The sequence below is a fragment of the Mesorhizobium sp. LEGMi-168a genome (assembly GCF_058312955.1).
This window is the reverse complement of record NZ_JBZEGV010000001.1, coordinates 538,441-553,862: the sequence shown is the minus strand read 5'-3', so window position 1 is coordinate 553,862 and position 15,422 is coordinate 538,441. Positions and strand designations below refer to the sequence as shown.

15 protein-coding genes are annotated in these 15,422 nt (G+C 64.5%); 5 read left to right on the top strand and 10 right to left on the bottom strand.

Translation table 11 applies throughout. From position 1 onward, the window contains the following. The first annotated feature begins 206 nt into the window (after nucleotides 1–206). The gene (locus AC4FWB_RS02910) at nucleotides 207–965 is read left to right on the top strand and encodes a heme ABC transporter permease (protein WP_491024247.1); all 759 of its coding nucleotides are present in this window, start codon (nucleotides 207–209) and stop codon (nucleotides 963–965) included. Between the two features lie 246 nt (nucleotides 966–1,211). On the opposite strand, the gene AC4FWB_RS02905 is transcribed toward AC4FWB_RS02910, so the two are convergent. After that, the gene (locus tag AC4FWB_RS02905; RefSeq protein WP_491024246.1) at nucleotides 1,212–2,270 is read right to left on the bottom strand and encodes a D-TA family PLP-dependent enzyme; all 1,059 of its coding nucleotides are present in this window, start codon (nucleotides 2,268–2,270) and stop codon (nucleotides 1,212–1,214) included. A 152-nt stretch (nucleotides 2,271–2,422) separates the two neighbouring features. Here AC4FWB_RS02905 and AC4FWB_RS02900 point away from each other — a divergent pair, with 152 nt between their 5' ends. Continuing rightward, complete coding sequence (locus tag AC4FWB_RS02900; protein ID WP_292063124.1) at nucleotides 2,423–3,109, top strand: D-lyxose/D-mannose family sugar isomerase; 687 nt, start codon at nucleotides 2,423–2,425, stop codon at nucleotides 3,107–3,109. A gap of 239 nt (nucleotides 3,110–3,348) precedes the next feature. On the opposite strand, the gene AC4FWB_RS02895 is transcribed toward AC4FWB_RS02900, so the two are convergent. From AC4FWB_RS02895 to AC4FWB_RS02870, 6 genes are read right to left on the bottom strand one after another with little or no spacing between them, the layout of a single operon-like run. After that, the gene (locus tag AC4FWB_RS02895) at nucleotides 3,349–4,212 is read right to left on the bottom strand and encodes an RDD family protein (protein WP_491024245.1); all 864 of its coding nucleotides are present in this window, start codon (nucleotides 4,210–4,212) and stop codon (nucleotides 3,349–3,351) included. Continuing rightward, the gene (locus tag AC4FWB_RS02890; protein ID WP_491024244.1) at nucleotides 4,199–5,218 is read right to left on the bottom strand and encodes a stage II sporulation protein M; all 1,020 of its coding nucleotides are present in this window, start codon (nucleotides 5,216–5,218) and stop codon (nucleotides 4,199–4,201) included. Before AC4FWB_RS02890 ends, AC4FWB_RS02895 begins: the two co-directional genes overlap by 14 nt. Continuing rightward, nucleotides 5,215–6,519, bottom strand: coding sequence for a DUF58 domain-containing protein (locus tag AC4FWB_RS02885; protein ID WP_491024243.1), 1,305 nt, complete (start codon nucleotides 6,517–6,519; stop codon nucleotides 5,215–5,217). The genes AC4FWB_RS02890 and AC4FWB_RS02885 overlap by 4 nt, the downstream gene beginning before the upstream one ends. Next, entirely contained in the window at nucleotides 6,516–7,469 is a 954-nt protein-coding gene (locus AC4FWB_RS02880; protein ID WP_491024242.1) for an AAA family ATPase, read from the bottom strand. Before AC4FWB_RS02880 ends, AC4FWB_RS02885 begins: the two co-directional genes overlap by 4 nt. After that, nucleotides 7,456–8,670: a DUF4350 domain-containing protein gene (locus AC4FWB_RS02875; protein WP_491024241.1), complete on the bottom strand. Its 1,215-nt coding sequence runs from the start codon at nucleotides 8,668–8,670 to the stop codon at nucleotides 7,456–7,458. The genes AC4FWB_RS02880 and AC4FWB_RS02875 overlap by 14 nt, the downstream gene beginning before the upstream one ends. Continuing rightward, nucleotides 8,667–9,299, bottom strand: a complete 633-nt coding sequence (locus tag AC4FWB_RS02870; protein WP_491024240.1) for a DUF4129 domain-containing protein — start codon at nucleotides 9,297–9,299, stop codon at nucleotides 8,667–8,669. Before AC4FWB_RS02870 ends, AC4FWB_RS02875 begins: the two co-directional genes overlap by 4 nt. Before the next feature lie 140 nt (nucleotides 9,300–9,439). On the opposite strand from AC4FWB_RS02870, the gene AC4FWB_RS02865 reads away from it, so the two are divergent. The 3 genes from AC4FWB_RS02865 to AC4FWB_RS02855 are packed head-to-tail and all read left to right on the top strand — an operon-like array spanning nucleotide 9,440 to nucleotide 11,896. Further along, nucleotides 9,440–10,231: a DUF7847 domain-containing protein gene (locus tag AC4FWB_RS02865; protein WP_491024239.1), complete on the top strand. Its 792-nt coding sequence runs from the start codon at nucleotides 9,440–9,442 to the stop codon at nucleotides 10,229–10,231. Nucleotides 10,232–10,255: 24 nt separating this feature from the next. Beyond that, nucleotides 10,256–11,017, top strand: a complete 762-nt coding sequence (locus AC4FWB_RS02860) for a glycerophosphoryl diester phosphodiesterase membrane domain-containing protein (protein WP_491024238.1) — start codon at nucleotides 10,256–10,258, stop codon at nucleotides 11,015–11,017. 12 nt (nucleotides 11,018–11,029) lie between these two features. Further along, nucleotides 11,030–11,896 carry a hypothetical protein gene (locus AC4FWB_RS02855; protein ID WP_491024237.1) on the top strand — a complete coding sequence of 289 codons (867 nt, stop codon included), beginning with the start codon at nucleotides 11,030–11,032 and terminating at the stop codon, nucleotides 11,894–11,896. Between the two features lie 46 nt (nucleotides 11,897–11,942). Here the strand turns inward: AC4FWB_RS02855 and AC4FWB_RS02850 are convergent, their stop codons facing one another. The 3 genes from AC4FWB_RS02850 to AC4FWB_RS02840 form a co-directional block, all read right to left on the bottom strand. Continuing rightward, entirely contained in the window at nucleotides 11,943–13,628 is a 1,686-nt protein-coding gene (locus AC4FWB_RS02850) for a hypothetical protein (protein WP_491024236.1), read from the bottom strand. Nucleotides 13,629–13,655: 27 nt separating this feature from the next. Beyond that, a complete protein-coding gene (locus AC4FWB_RS02845; RefSeq protein WP_491024235.1) occupies nucleotides 13,656–14,054 on the bottom strand; it encodes a hypothetical protein in 399 nt (132 codons plus the stop codon). Between the two features lie 226 nt (nucleotides 14,055–14,280). After that, the gene (locus AC4FWB_RS02840) at nucleotides 14,281–15,402 is read right to left on the bottom strand and encodes an NAD(P)/FAD-dependent oxidoreductase (RefSeq protein ID WP_491024234.1); all 1,122 of its coding nucleotides are present in this window, start codon (nucleotides 15,400–15,402) and stop codon (nucleotides 14,281–14,283) included. Nucleotides 15,403–15,422: the final 20 nt, after the last annotated feature.

Genomic DNA, 15,422 nt, shown 5'->3' with positions numbered 1-15,422 from the left:
GGAGAAGGTGGCCTCGCGAAGCGAGGTCGGATGAGGGGTGCTCCAGCTTGGCAATAAACTGGAAATCGCCACCGCCTCATTCCTTCCAACACCCCTCATCCGTCTCGGCGCTGCGCGCCGATCTACCTTCTCCCACAAGGGGAGAAGGAAAGCCTGCGACAACCGTCCAATTGCCCCGGACGCATCGCCGGTCTATTTAGGTCGGCATGAGCGACACCTCCTCACGCCTCGCCGGCTGGACCGATCTCGCCAACCCGACGCGCTTCGTCGGGCTGGCCGACCGGGTCATTCCGTGGCTGATGATGATCGCCGCCATCCTGCTCGCCGTCGGCCTCTATATGAGCTTCACCGCGCCTGAGGATTTCCAGCAGGGCATCACCGTGCGCATCATGTATATCCACGTGCCTTTCGCCTGGCTCGCCATGATGTGCTACACGATCATGGCGATCTCGGCGCTGGGCACTCTGGTCTGGCGCCATCCGCTGGCCGATGTGGCGCTGAAATCGGCTGCCCCGATCGGCGCCACCTTCACGGCCCTGGCGCTGATCACCGGCTCCATCTGGGGCAAGCCGATGTGGGGCACCTGGTGGGTGTGGGACGCGCGGCTGACCTCGGTCTTCGTGCTGTTTTTGATGTATCTCGGCATCATCGCGCTGACGCGCGCGCTGGATGACGCCGGCCGCGCCGCCTGGGCCGCCGCCATCATCACGCTGGTCGGCTTCATCAACATCCCGATCATCAAATTCTCGGTCGACTGGTGGAACACGCTGCACCAGCCGGCCTCGGTCTTCCGCCTCGGCGGCCCGACCATCGACCCCTCGATGCTGTGGCCGCTCGCCGTGATGGCGCTCGGCTTCACGGTGCTGTTCTTCGCGCTGCATCTGATGGCGATGCGTACGGAGATTTTTCGTCGTCGGGTGAGCGCAATGCGCCGGGTCGCGGCGAGGCAGGCTGAGGGGCGGTAGATTCTCGGATCTATAACGGTCCGCCGCGTTCCTTCGCGCCCCCCTCTGGCCTGCCGGCCATCTCCTCCACTTGGGGGGAGATCAGATGTCTTCGCGGCTTTCGCCAATCTCCATCGTCGAAAGAGGAGAGCCGGCGACGAAACTGCCAATCTCCCCCCAAGTGGGGGAGATGTCCGGCAGGACAGAGGGGGGCGCTGTCCCGCCAGCCTAGGCGATCTTAGAACACCTGCGTATGTCTCAGGATTGTCACCCCATCCGCCCTCGCGCCGTCACCGGCAGCGTCTCCAGCACCCTTTCCCCGTCGATCAGATGCACCTGGTCGAACAAATTGGTGACCACGCAGCAATGGTCGGGAACCACGCGCACGCGCTCGCCGATGCGAAGCCTGGCGCCGTCTGAAAGCGTGACATTGCCATGCTCTTCGCTGAGGCCCGTGACCCGTGCGCCCGGTACGCCGAGCAGCTCGCCGAAATCGGGCAGCCCCAGCGTATCGGAGGATAGCGCCTTGCTGCCGCTATCGAGGATGGCGCGGGTCGGCGTCGGGTGGCTGACCACGGTGGCGAGCACCGTCAGCGCGCAGTCATCCAGCGTGCCGACGCCTTTGGCGACCTGGTAGCGGTCGAGATAGATGTAGGTGCCGGGCCGGTATTCGGTGACGACGCTATCCTCGCCCGAGCGCCACATGTCCGGCGTGCCGCCACTGGATATGCGCTCGCACTCAAGCCCGTCCACTGCAAGCACGTTGCGCGCATTCCTCAGCCATGCCTCCGCCTCGGCGGCGCGACCCGCCGCCGGATAGGTCATCAGCCCGCCGAAGCTGAGGCCCTTGACCCTGTTGATCGCTTTCGCCAGCGCAACCGCTTCGGCCGGGCTCTGCACGCCGCAGCGGCCCATGCCGGTGTCGCATTCGACCAGCACCTGCAGCGGATGGCCGGCATCGGTGAAGGTCGCGGCAAGCCCTTCCAGCGTCTCATGGCTGTCCGCCGTCACCGAGAGCGTGACGCGGCCATGCAGCGCCTTCAGCCGTTCCAGCTTGGCGCGGCCAAGGATGTTGTAGGGCAGAAAAATGTCGGTTAGCCCTGCATCGGCCATTACCTCGGCCTCACCGATCTTCTGGCATGTGATGCCGACGGCGCCGGCCGCAACCTGCTTCTTTGCCCAGTAAGGCAGCTTGTGCGTCTTGATGTGCGGCCGAAGCTTCAGCCCGTGGCTGTCGGCGTGCGCCTGCGCCTTCTTGATGTTGGCTTCGGCGCGGGCCGCATCGATCAAAATCGCCGGCGTGTCGAGGTCGTCTATGCTTGCCATGAAGATCACCGTTCAGAAATTCCGTTGGTTTATGGCCCCGAACGGAAACGATGTCACGGGGCCAGAGCCGTCAGTTTGCGTCGACAGCGGACCGGCATTGAGCTATTCGGATTGGCAGATTTCAGCAGGCAGCGCCGGAAGGAAACAGGATCATGAAACGCTCCAAAATCAACGACATCATCCGCGAAGCCGACGCTTTCATCCGCTCCTTCGGCTACATCATGCCGCCCTTCGCCTATTGGTCGCCGGAAGAGATGAAGGCGCACAAGGCGGACTCCTCAGCCATCTTCACCTCGCGGCTCGGCTGGGACATCACCGACTACGGCCAGGAGAAGTTCGACGAGCTTGGCCTGTTCCTGTTCACCGTCCGCAACGGCCGCTACGAGGACATGAAGCTCGGCATGGGCATGCTCTATGCCGAGAAGATCATGATCTCGCGCAAGGACCAGCTCTCGCCGATGCATCGCCACAACATCAAGGCCGAGGACATCATCAACCGCGGCGGCGGCAAGCTGGTGCTGGAATTGTTCATGCACGATCGCGACGGCGGCATCGATCCGAAGGCCGAAGTGTCGGTTCCGGTCGACGGCACCATCACCAGATTGCCGGCCGGCGGCCTCCTGAAGCTCGACCCGGGCCAGAGCGTCACGCTGCTGCCCGGCGTCTGGCACGCCTTCTGGGCCGAAGGCAAGGACGTGCTGATCGGCGAGGTCTCGACCGTCAATGACGACCTCACCGACAATGTCTTCCGTGAGCCGATCGGCCGCTTCTCCAACATCGACGAGGACGTCGCGCCGGTCCACCTGCTGGTGTCGGATTATGAGAAGTGGGTGGGGTAGGCAAGGGCAGCCTAAGACACGTCGGTCATCGCCGCCCCTCATTGCCCTGCCGGGCATTTCTCCCCGTATAGTGGCGGGGAGAAAGATGTTGTCATCGCCGCTTTCGCCGATCGCCAGCGTTGCAGAAGAAGCGGCGAGGTCGCGGCCATCCCCCTTCTCCCCGTCACTATACGGGGAGAAGGTGCCGGCAGGCGGATGAGGGGCAGCACCGACGTTTCCAGCATATCGCAGGGTCTTGGCTAACGCGCGTGCTTGTCGGCCTTCCGGTTCCCAAGCAGCAGCTTGCGCTCGAGATGCGCACGCAACTCGCCGTAATAGGCCGTGAGAAAAGCCTTTGAATCGACCGGTTCGACCCTCGCGCCGATCTTGCGGCCGATCGTCTCCGCCACCGCTTTCATCGCAAAATAGTCGTCGCGGCGCAGCACTTCTTCAAGCTTGTGCAGCTCGGCGATGCCGTAGGCGTCGAGCTGTGCTGCGCTGAACTGGAAGCGGGCCGCTACCGGGTCCTTGCGCAGCGACAGATCCTCGACCAGCGCCACCTTTGGCGCCTCGACCACCCAGGTGCCGGCGAGCAGGTCGCCGATTCTCAGCCGGTCGCGGTTGAACAGCGGAAACAGCGAAAACAGCAGCGCCCACACCAGGCCGAAGATCGTCGACAGCGTGTCGGCGACGCCGGCGCCGCCGCGCGCGGCGAGGATCGACAGCGGCAGGAAGATCTCGATCTCGCGCATCAGATTGCGCGCGATCACCTGATCGAGGGTTAGGCCCGCGCCGCTGCGCGAGGCGACGCGCACGCCGACCATCCGCTTGCCGGGCGTCGCCGCCCGCCGGCCCGCCTCGAAGGCGATGAAATAGACGTTGCGCAACAGGAAGATGAAGATGATCCAGACGATGAAGAGTGGCTCCGCGTCCTGCACGCCGAGCCCGCCTAGGCCGAAGATCGCGACGAGGCTGACGACGACCGCAGCGGTGATGATGATCACCACATCGAGCAGGAAACCCGAAGCCCTTGTGCCGGCGTCCGCCAGCTTCACGCGCAGGTCCACGCCCTCCGGCGTGACCAGCGGGCGCACGAGCGCGGCAGGATTCCTAGCCGTTGCCATGCCGCACCATCCGGAACAGGTAGAAATAACAGATCCAGAGCGCCAGCATGCCGCCGCCGATCGAATAGCGAGCGACGTCGCTGGTGATCGTCTGCCGGCCGATGCCTTCGAGCAGGCCGGCAAACAGCAGCATCACCGCGACGCCGACCATGGCGGTCGCAGCCACACGCCCGGCCCGGGCGGCCGCCGCCATTCGTGTCAACTCGCCGGGAAAGGCGATGCTGGTGCCGATGCGCATGCCGGCCGCGCCAGCGATAGCGATCGCGAACAGCTCCGTCGTGCCGTGGATCGACAGCCAGCCGCCGAGCGCGAAGCCGAGCCCTTTGGCGGCATAGATCTGGAAGATGGCGCCGAGCATGCAACCGTTCATCAGGATAATCAGCACGCTGGGCACCGCGAAGGCGAAGCCCAGCGCGAAAGCCAGGATCGAGACCTGCGTGTTGTGGGTGAAGAGATAGGCGGCGAAGCCCGAGAGGAAGTGGCCGCCGCCATCGCCGTACAGCACGCTGCGCAGCATCTCGGCGGAAGAATCCGGATTGCGCCCGCCGGCCAGGCTCGGCGCGATGATGGCGTCGTACCAGCGCTTGTCGGAGGCGACCAGCCAGTAGCCGGCTATGGCGCCGATCACCGTGAGTGCCACCGACACCCACACTTCGCGCCACAGGTCGCGGATCGCCGCCGGCCAATCGCGCAGGAAGAAGTCGCCGACCCGCGTTCTCAAGCTCCGCCGCGCGCCGTAGAGATAGAAATAGCCGCGCAGGCAGAGCGCCTCGAGATAGGCGATCAGCGCGCTGTCGAGCGAGGTCGCGCGCGCCACAGAGAGCGAGGACAGCGCCGAGCGATAGAGCAGCGGCAGCGACAGCAATTCGTCTTCCGACAGCGCGCGCGGCGCGCGCTTCTCGACCCGGGCAAGCAGCGCCTCGAACGCCTTCCAGTCGGCCTCGCGCTCCTGGCGGAAGCTTGCAAGTGACTGGCGCACCGCATCGGTGCCGGCGGGCAGCGTCATAAGAGGTTTTCCTCCTTGAGCTGGATATAGCGCTCGACCAGCGCCGGGCCGAGCCGCTGGTGGTCGGCCTCGATGACATGCGCGCCGAGCAGCCTGAGCCTGCCGATGACCACCTGCCGCTGCTTGAGCAGGTCGCCGGCAGTGACGGCGCGGGCGACATCTTCCGGCGTCGCCGGCGCCATGTCGGCCAAAGTCTCAAGCTCGACGTCCTTCATCAGCATGAACAGCACCAGGTGCCGCTCGGTCAGCCGGCCGACAGTACGCAACATCAATTCGGCGCTGATCGGGTCGACGAAATCGGTGAAGATGATGACCAGCGAGCGCCGGTCGAGCTTTGCCGACAGCGTGGTCAGCGCCAGCGTGAAATTGGTCTCCTCGGTCGAATAGTCGATCTCGGCCGCGCGCTTCTGGATCATGGTGAAGCTCGGCGAGCCGCGCACGGCACCGCTCGAGACGCGCGGCCTAGCGTCGAAGGAGAACAGGCTAACGAGGTCGCCGCCCTTCAGCGCGATGAAGGCCGACAGAAGTGCCGCCGTCACGGCGCGGTCTACTTTCGGCACGCCATCGACCGGCTCGCACATCAGGCGGCCGCTATCGATGGCTAAAACGATGTTGTTGTTCTCCTCGATGCGGAACTCGCGCGCCAGAAGCTTGCCGTGGCGGGCGCTGCGCTTCCAGTCGATCATGCGCCGGCCCATACCGGGCTGGTAGTCCTTCAACGCCTCGAACTCACGGCCCTGGCCGGCGCGCTTCTGCGCATGGCCGTCGGCAAGGGCTGAGCGCTGCAGCAGCGTGATCGCCTCGTCGCGCGCGCGGCTGACATCGGGCAGCACCGCAACTTTCCGGTCCACCGGCAGCACAACCTGGTTCCAGACCAGCCCGAACGGCCCCTGCCAGCGCAGCCACAGCCGGTCGAAACCGGCGATGCCGCGCCGAACGGCGTCGAATTCGAGGTCGAGCGTGCCGCCATTCGCGGGCAAGGCGCCGCCGGTGCCGTTGACCGGCGCCAGCCGCTGGTCATGCCCGACGCGCGCCTGCAGCCGGCGCGGCTTTGCGCCGACACCGGCGGCGATGTGCAGCGTGAAACGCCCGCCGACGCCGACCTGCGGCGGCGCAGTGAGCGTGGCACTCAGCGAGGCGCGCCCGCGCCCGGCCGCGGCGTCGACCGCCAGGAAGGCAAGCACCGCGCAGATCCACAACAGGCCGAGATACCAGACAGAGGGCAGCGCGAGCGCGATCAGGAAGGCGGGGATCGCCCCCGCCGCCGCTGCCCAGACCGCTCTGCCGCTCGGATAGATCAACGCGGCGCTTCCGTCTGGTCGACGAGGTCGGAAACGATCTGCTCGACCAGGCGCCCGTCAATCTGCGCTGCCGGCGAAAGGATGACGCGGTGGCGCAGTGCCGGCACCGCCAGCGCCTTGACGTCGTCGGGGATGACATAGTTGCGGCCGTCGAGCGCGGCCCGTGCGCGCGCCGCCCTGGCCAGCATGGCGCCGGCGCGAGGGCTGGCGCCCACCTCCAGGTCCGGGCTTTCGCGCGTCCCGCGCACCAGCGCAGCGATATAGCCGACGACATCGTCAACCAGCGTGACGTCGCCGACCGTGGCCAGCGCCGCCTCGAGCGTCTTGCGGTCGGTCTGCGCCTTGATGCCGTACTGCTTGATGTCGTGCGAGGCGGACCCGCCATGATGGACTATGATGGCGCGTTCCTCTTGCGCATCCGGGTAGCTCACCCGATGCTTGAACAGGAAGCGGTCGAGCTGCGCCTCGGGCAGCGGATAGACGCCCTGGTGCTCGATCGGATTCTGCGTCGCCACCACCATGAAATTGCGGCCGAGCGAGTGCGTCGTGCCGTCGAAGGTGACGGCGTGCTCCTGCATGGCTTCGAGAAGGGCGGCCTGCGTCTTCGGCGGCGTGCGGTTGATCTCGTCGGCGAGCAAAAGGTCGCAAAAGATCGGGCCGCGCGTCAGCGTGAACTGGCCGGTCTGGAAATTGTAGATGTTGGAGCCGACGATATCGCCGGGCATCAGGTCGGGCGTGAACTGGATGCGCCCATAGGCGACGCCGAGCGCCTGCGCGAAGCAGCGCGCCGTCATGGTCTTGGCCGTGCCTGGCGGCCCTTCGAGCAGGATATGCCCGCCGGCGAACAGCGCCGTCAGCATAAGATCGACCGTGTCGCGCTGACCGGTGATCGCTTTCGCCACTTCTTCCCTGATCGCGGTCGCCAGGGCCTTCACTTCATCGACGTTCACCGAGCCTCCTTGCCGTCCAGTCATGCAGCTTCTCCGCTGCTTCATGCATTCCGGCCAAACTATTGGAATCGTTCGCAGCCTTGAAGCGCGCGGTGAAGCCGTGCGTTTCACCCTTGTCACGGGAATCGAGCCACCGGTCGAGCGCCTCGCCCTGCAGCCCGTGCGGCGCGCCGAGCAAGGCGGCGGCGCGCTGGCGCATAAGCGCCGCGTAACGGTCGCCGAGTTCTTGCAGCCGGCCGGCGCGCTTCAACAGCATCGCCGTGGTGTCCACCAGCGCTCGCTTGCCGAAGGCGATGGCGCGGGTCTCGGTGCGCGGCGGCCCGAACCGGCCGAGCCCATGCAGGAAGGCAAGTGCGGCCGCCGTCAGCACCGACAGCGTCAGCGCCAGGAAGGGCGGCTCGACCAACAGCTTGGCGAGATCATATCCTTGCCCGACGCCGTGCAGCGTCAGGTCGAACATCACCGCGCCTTTCGCAGGCTCCAGCATGGCGATCATGTCGAGCGCTGCGGCGGCCTTTTGCGGGTCCTTCAGCGCCGCGTTGTTGATGAGATCGGGATCGGTCAGGATATAGAACGGCTCATTGTCGAGCTCGGTGAGGATGGCCTTGCCGTCGCCCGCCGCGATCAGAGGGTGTTCGTCGGCCACCCATTGCAGCTCATCGGGCACCGCAATCTTGCGGCCTTGGACGTCGATCCGATCGACCGTTGGCTTGCCTTCGCCAAGCTTCGCCTTGGCGAGGCGGCCGAGCCAGTCGTTGACGACTGTGTTCGGCAGCCGCTCGACCTTCGTCTCCCAGCCGTCATGGCCGGGCTGCGGGAAGGTGACCCACTTCGGCAGCACGATCAGCGTGTCCTTGCCCGAGCGCAGCTTGAGGATGCGGTCGAGTACCGCCGGGTCACTCTCCGGCGCGATGGTGACGATCAGCAGGAAGGTGGATGCCAAGGGCGATTCCAGATCCTTCTCGCCGCGCGCCATCGGCGGCGCCTGGCCGTTGGTGAGCTTCAGCCACTCGACAAGCCCGGCATAGCCTGTGCCGCCCTTAGAAAGCGGCGTGCCGCCGCCTTCGGGCTGGCGGAAATCCGGGGCGTAGGTCGAGAGCAGAAAGAACCCGGCGGCCGCCAGCAGGCTGGCGAAGATGCCCCAGAACAGCGTCCTGCGGCTGAACGGTTCTTGCGCCGCCTCGGCTGCCTCCGCGCTCATGCCCAGGCATCCCGGAAGGCGAAACGCTCATAGGCGCCGCGCGCCTGCTGCCAGCCCTCGGCGCCGACCGGCCGGCGGGCAAACAGCGCGGCCTCGACGATGCGCGCGATCTCGCTGAAGGCCGTGCGGGGGCGGGCAGGGATCGAGCCCGCGGCAGCGATGTCGCGCGCGGTGAGCGACGGGCGCAGGAAATCGGGCAGGCGGGTGGCGATGTCGGCGACGCTGCGGCGAAGCAAGAGATGCACCGCCTCGTCATACTCGCCGCGCGCGGCGAGCGCATCGGCCTCGGAGAGCAGGATCTGCGCCGCGCCGGCATCCGGGCGCCATTCCTCTTGCGCCTCGGCCTCCTTGCGCGCGCGACGCCACGGCAGCCGCCAGGCGACACCCTTCGCTTCAAGGACGAGCAGGAAGACGATGATCGCGACGCCGGTGATCACCGCGCCCCAGAACAAATAGATCATGTAAGGGCCGATCTTCGCCAGGGCTTCCAGCAAAGGCTTCAACCATTCCGGCGGCTCCGGCCGCACCAGCGCCGGCAGGTCAAACTGGATAGAATCGTCCGCCAGCAGCTGCTTGTGCATCTTGGCCAGCCATTCGGCGTCGGCCGTGCCCGGCTGTGCGACTGTCACCCGCGCGTCCCCCCTGCGGTTCGGCCCCGACACTGGCAATATGCCTGAACAATTGCAAGTGCACTGGACGCGGCCCATCAATCTTGGCAAATTTACTTTGAAGTTGCCAAATTGGATGCGGCGGCTCGGGGGAAACTATCATGACTACTGCGACATTGGGACGACCCGGCAGATTCGAGATCGGCAGGGTTTTCAACACCACTTTTGGTGTGATTACGCGCAACATCGGGCTTTGCGTCGGGCTTGCGCTTTTGTTCTCGGGTCTGCCCACATTGCTCTTTCAGCTCTGGAACGAAGCCCGGATGAGCAACCTGACGGGTACCGATCCCTCCAACCTCGCGGCGGCCGATCCGAGTGTCGTGATCCGGGATTCGCTCTTCACCCTCGTCTTCGTCCTTGTCTATTTCATCTTGTCGCTGCTGCTGCAGTCGGCCTTGGTCAGGGCAACGATCGAAGACTTGAACGGCAAGAAACCCGGCTTTGGCGACAGCGTTCAGATTGCCCTTCAGTGCCTTTTGCCCACGATCGGTATCGGAATTTTGGTCGCCCTCGGCGCCGGCATTGCCTCTTTGGCGCTGCTGGTCCCCGGCATCATCCTGTGGCTTGGCTGGTCGGTATCCGTACCCGTTCTGGTGCAGGAGCGTCGCGGCGTCTTCGGCTCGATGTCGCGCAGCCGGGCGCTGGCCAAGGGCAACCGTTGGTCGCTCTTCGGTCTGTTCGTCATCCTTTTCATACTGGCAATGGTCATCCAAGCGGTTCTTGGCACCTTCGTCTATCTCTTTGGCGCCGGCATTATCGGTTCCGTAGTCGGCGCCGTGGTTTCCGCCGTGATGTCGACTGTCATGTCCACCGCGACAGCCGTCAGCTATGTCGAACTGCGCCAGGTCAAGGAAGGCACCAGCGTCGACGAACTGGCGGAGATTTTCTCGTAAGAGACGTTGCCGGAGAGGACCACCATGGCGTCGACTGCTCTCAGTGCGCCCGATCGGTTCCGAATCGGGCGGGTCTTCCATGACAGCTTTGCGGTGATTGGCCGCAATCCGGTCCCGTTTGTTGGTCTGGGGGCGATATTCTACGCCCTACCGAGGTTCGCCGCTTGGCTTTGGTACGTTAACAGTGGCGCGGCCGGCTTGTCGTTCGAGGCATTTGTCTCTGAGCACGCGACGATCGTCCTGTTGGGCCTGCCACTCTACCTCCTTGTCACCGCCGTCCTGCAAACGTCCGTCATCCGTGCGACGATCGTGGACTTGCATGGCGAAAAGCCGGTTTTCGCGGATTACTTCGGTGTGGCGCTTGCACTGTTGTTCCCGATTCTCGGCGTCTCATTGCTGGCGACGCTTGGCATCATAATCGGGCTGCTCCTGCTGATCGTGCCGGGCATTCTTCTTGTGCTTCGCTGGGCGGTCGCGTTGCCTGTCCTTATCCAGGAAAGACGGGGCATTCTCGACAGCATGGCGCGCAGCCGCGACCTGACCAAGGGAAGTCGCTGGCCGCTGCTTGGACTGTGGCTGATCCTCATTGTGGCGAGCGCGTTGGCGGGCCTTGTGATCAACCGCGTCGCCATTCCCTTGAACGTCACGTTCGGCCTGTTGGCGGAGGCCACGATGAGGGCGGCCTTCTTGGTGCTGTCGTCCGCGGCCAGCGCTGTCAGCTATGTCGAGCTGCGCCGGGTCAAGGAGGGCACCAGTGTCGACAAATTGGCGGAAATCTTCTCCTAGCAGGTGCAAGTTGTGTCGTTGGTAACGCAGGGAGAAGGTGAAAAATTCCGGCTGGGTAACGTAATCGGCAATGCCGCCGCCTTCCTGCGGCGGAACGCGATCTTCTCGATCGCAGTTGGCACGGTTTTCTTCGCCTTGCCGCTGGCGCTGATCAATCTAGCAACCTCCAGGTACTGGCCTACGCTGGCATTTCAATTGGGTGCGACTGGTGGCGGCCCCTGGTCAACGTCGGTCAACTTGGGTTTTAGCTTAGCTTCCGGGTTGATCGGCGCAGCGCCAAACCTTCTCGGTCAGGCGGTTTTGTCTAAGGCTGCGGTTGGCGATACCAATGGCAATCGTGCTTCGGTTGCAAGATGCGTTCAGACCGCGCTCCGCCACATTTTTCCGGTGGTGGGCATCGGTTATGCGGTTTATCTCGCCTTTTTTCTCGCGCGATCCGGGTCGGCTGCAGTTGAACTTTCAAATTCTCCTCAAGCGGGGGGCCTAGTGTTCCTATTCTTGATGACGCCGTGTGTCGTGTGGGGAGTGGGAATCTCCGTTGCCGTTCCTGTTTCCGTCGGGGAGGGGTTGGGGACGGCCGCTTCGATGTCGCGCAGCCAAGCGTTGACCAAAGGGTATCGTTGGTGGATTTTCGGCTTGGTCTCGGTTGTCGTCGTTGGACTGCTGCTAGCCCTGCGGCTTGCCACTGCGTTTGGGCTTGCCTTGCTATCGCTCGAAAGCCTTTCGCCGTTGGCAATGGTCTTGCTCACATTCCAAGGGGCGATGGTGTCAGCGATCGTCTGGACGGTGCTTTCAATCGTGCTCGCAACGACCTATGCCGAACTGCGCCGGGTCAAGGAGGGGCCTGGCGCCGACGAATTGGCGGAGATTTTCTCGTAGCGAAGCGATCGCCGCCGTCCACCGATGAGGGCGGCGGTCAGCTGCGTCAGTGACAGCAGCCGTGCCCTGCCGGCACGCTCGTCCGGCACAGGCAGGACGAAGTGATCGCCACATCCGCCTTGGCAATCGCCACCTCAAGCTTCGCCTGCAAGCCCGGCAACTCCTCCGTCTCGCCGCGCCGCCTCAGGCATTCCACCAGCCCGTGCAACGCCCAGACATTGTCGGGATGCTGGGCACAGCGCTGCACGGCGCCGCTCATGCCCAGATCGTCGCGATAGACCTGCTCGGCCCCCGTTGCGTGGCCCTGGTCGAGCAGAAGTGCTGCCAGCGCGTGGCGCGGCGGATGCATCCACGCCCACGGTTCGGTGTAGGAGAGATTGTCGTCGAGCTCGACTGCTTGCCACAGGTGCTCGTAGGCCTGGTCGTGCCGTCCCTGGTGGTAGGCAAGCTCACCGTCGAGCAGTGCAGCGCCGACGGCGAGCGAGGCCCGTGTCGCGTTGCTGAGGAAACGCCGCTCGGGCGGGATAGTCTCGACATGCCGGCTGAATAGATCGCGCTCGCGCTCAGCGCTCGCAAATTCACGCAGCGTCGCGTGGGCCACGCCCTTGGCGTAATGCTGCATAGCCGTGGTCAGCACATAGAGCCCGGGCTCGCTCACCATCGGCTCGTCGATGATCTCGCGCCAGCGTCCGAAGCGCACCTGAACATGCGATCGCATCGCGTAGTAGCCCTCGACGGTTTGCGTCAGCTTCGGCCGGTCCGGAATGCTGACGACATCGCGCGTCACCAGGCTGCGCACCTTGTCCGCCGCCCACAGCGCCGGGCGGTATTGGCCCAAAAACATGCAGGTGAACATCATCAGGTGCAGGTCGTGGCAGCAGCCGAGCAGGTAATAGGTCGTCTCGCCGGCATAGGCGAGGTAAAGGTCGTTGGCGCGCACCGCCTTCTCGCTGGCGAGTTTCGCTTTCTCGTATTCGCCGCAGAGAACATGAATGTGCCCGGGCATGTGGTTCATGTGGCCGGCGTCCGGGCATATCGTGCCGAGGAGGTTGGCCGAGCGCATGCCGCGCTCCGGCTGTGTCGACATTTCGAGCAGGTGGATGTGGAGATGCAGGATCGCCGGATGCGGCGTAGCGTCTGCCTCGTCCGAGAGCCGGATCGAACGCTCGCAGATTTCGAGCGCCTCCAGCACATCGGAATTCGGCGCCGGCTCGCCGGTCTTGAGGTTCCATAGCCGCCTGACCGTGCGCATCATCAGCGCCTCGACGGACAGCGACATCACGTCATGGTCGTCGGGGAACTCGCTATAGACCTGACGCATCGCCACCGCATAGGCGTCGTCCCATTTTTCGAATTCCGCGGTACTTACTGCATGCGGTTGCTGGAAGCGGGCGCTGAGCGCCTCGATCAGCCGACGTTCGACGGGGCTGGCGGCGGCCGCTTTCGAGCGCGCCAGCTGCACATGGTCGAAGCAGCGCTTGGCGGCGCGGTTGGCCTCATCCTTGCCGTGCTCCTTCCAGGTCAGGTTGTAGAAAGGTCCGGCGGCATAGGCGATGCCCCAATGCACGAACGCGCAGTCGGGATCGGTCTCCAGCGCCTTCTCGAAGCATTTTATTCCTTCCTCGTGGTTGAAGCCGTAGCACCAGTTCAGCCCGATATCGAACCAGCGCTGCGTCTCGGCCGAAGATGTGGAGATGGGGCGCCGGTAGGTGCCGAGATCGAAGTGATCCATCGTGGGCGCCCGCGAAACTAAATCGACCTAGGTAAAGTGCGACGCAAGCTGCTCTATAGGGTCTTTGTCTGGGCGCACCAAGAGCCAGAAAATCAGGCCTGTGGCGCCGCCGAAGATTCCTGCCAACGTACACAAATATAAAACTGTGCCGTACGGCACATGCCACCGAACAAGGCCGAGGACAAATAGTGGAACGAAAACCGCCAGAAAGCCAACGGTGGTGTATACCCAAAAATGCCGCCAGCGCCGCCGGGTGAGAATGTAGAAGGCAGGTATTCCGATTAATGCCTCCAGAAAATAGAAAGCAAGGCATATAAATAGGAAGCCCGACAGCGGCGCCGTCTCGGGGTGGTGGGTATGCCAATTGTAGCCGGGCAGGATCGCCGGAATAATGGGTGCAAGGAAGAAAGCCCAACGGGCGCGCATCGGATTTTCCCTCCATTGACACAAATCTTCGGCGCTGGGCGACGGACTGAATCAACAGACAGATGCGCTAGTGCCGTGTCAAGACAAGCGCACCGGCTTTATTGATGGTGAACAGCCGCTACCTCATATCGACAAGCGGGTGACCGGGCAGACGCCGAGCTATTCGGTGCAGCAGCAGCGAATTTGCTAAAATTGTTCCAGTGGGTCGCGGCCGGCAGCGGCATCTTTAGTCGAACCGCGAGGGGCGAAAAGGTTCGAGCAACGGACTGGGCGTGCCGCTGACGATCTCGCCGGCCAGCGATTCGCCCGCGACGAGGCCAAGCGTCGCGCCGCTGTGGCTGAAGACGACGTGATAGCCGGGAATGCCGGTCAGCTGCCCGATCACCGGCTCGCCGTCCGCCGGAATTGGTTTCGGCCCCATGTGATGGCTCTCCAGTGCGAGTGACGGGTTGCCAGCAAGCACCTTCGAGGCTTCATTGAGCAGCCCGGCGATCGTCGACGGCTTTGCCTCGTAGGTGCCGTCGGCGCGCAGGATGACTTCGTCTTCGGACCAGGCCGAGTCGAGCGCGAAGGCGCCGTTCGGCGTCGGCCGGATAGCGACGCGCGGCGTGTTGAGCACGGCGCGCAGCGGATGCCGGACCGGTTTGCTGAAGACGAGCAGCGCGCGCGTCGTGCCGTCGCCGATGCGCTTGCCGACCTTCGCAGCCATGCCCGGCACTGCCGGACCCGTCGCAACCACGACGGCGTCTGCATCGATCACCAGGCCAGAAGTCGTCTTCACGCCGCTGACGCGGCCATTGGCGAGGGTGACGTCGGCGGCGCCGGCGTCGGTGACCAGCCGGCCGCCGCGTTCGCGAAGCTCCGTCAGCAGCAGGCCGATCAACGAAGGCAGATCGACCCAGCCTTCGCCGGCATTGAAGATGGCGCCCTGAGGCGACACGGCGCCGGCGTCGACACCCGGCGTGACGGCGGCGATATCGCCGGGCGCGAGTAACCGCGTTTGATAGCCGATCGCCTGTTCGTGACGGAAGATTTGCTTGATCTGGTTGGAAGCGTCGTCGGCGTCCCAGGTGAGCCCGCCGTCGAGGCGCAGCCAGGCGCCGCAGTCATGGTTAGCCGCGAATGCGTGGTAGCGGGCAAGACCCTCCATGCGGAGCTTGTGATACGCCGCCGAGCGCTTTCGCGCCGAGTTGAGCCAGGCAAGCGAGCGTGACGATGCGCCGTTGGCGATCGGGCCGTCCGTGACGATCGTCGTCTTCACGCCAAGCCGCGCGAGATGGACGGCCGTGGAGACGCCGAAGATGCCGCCGCCGATGACGACGACCTTGAGGGCGGATTTATCAGTCATGAATACAGCTTTCGATGATC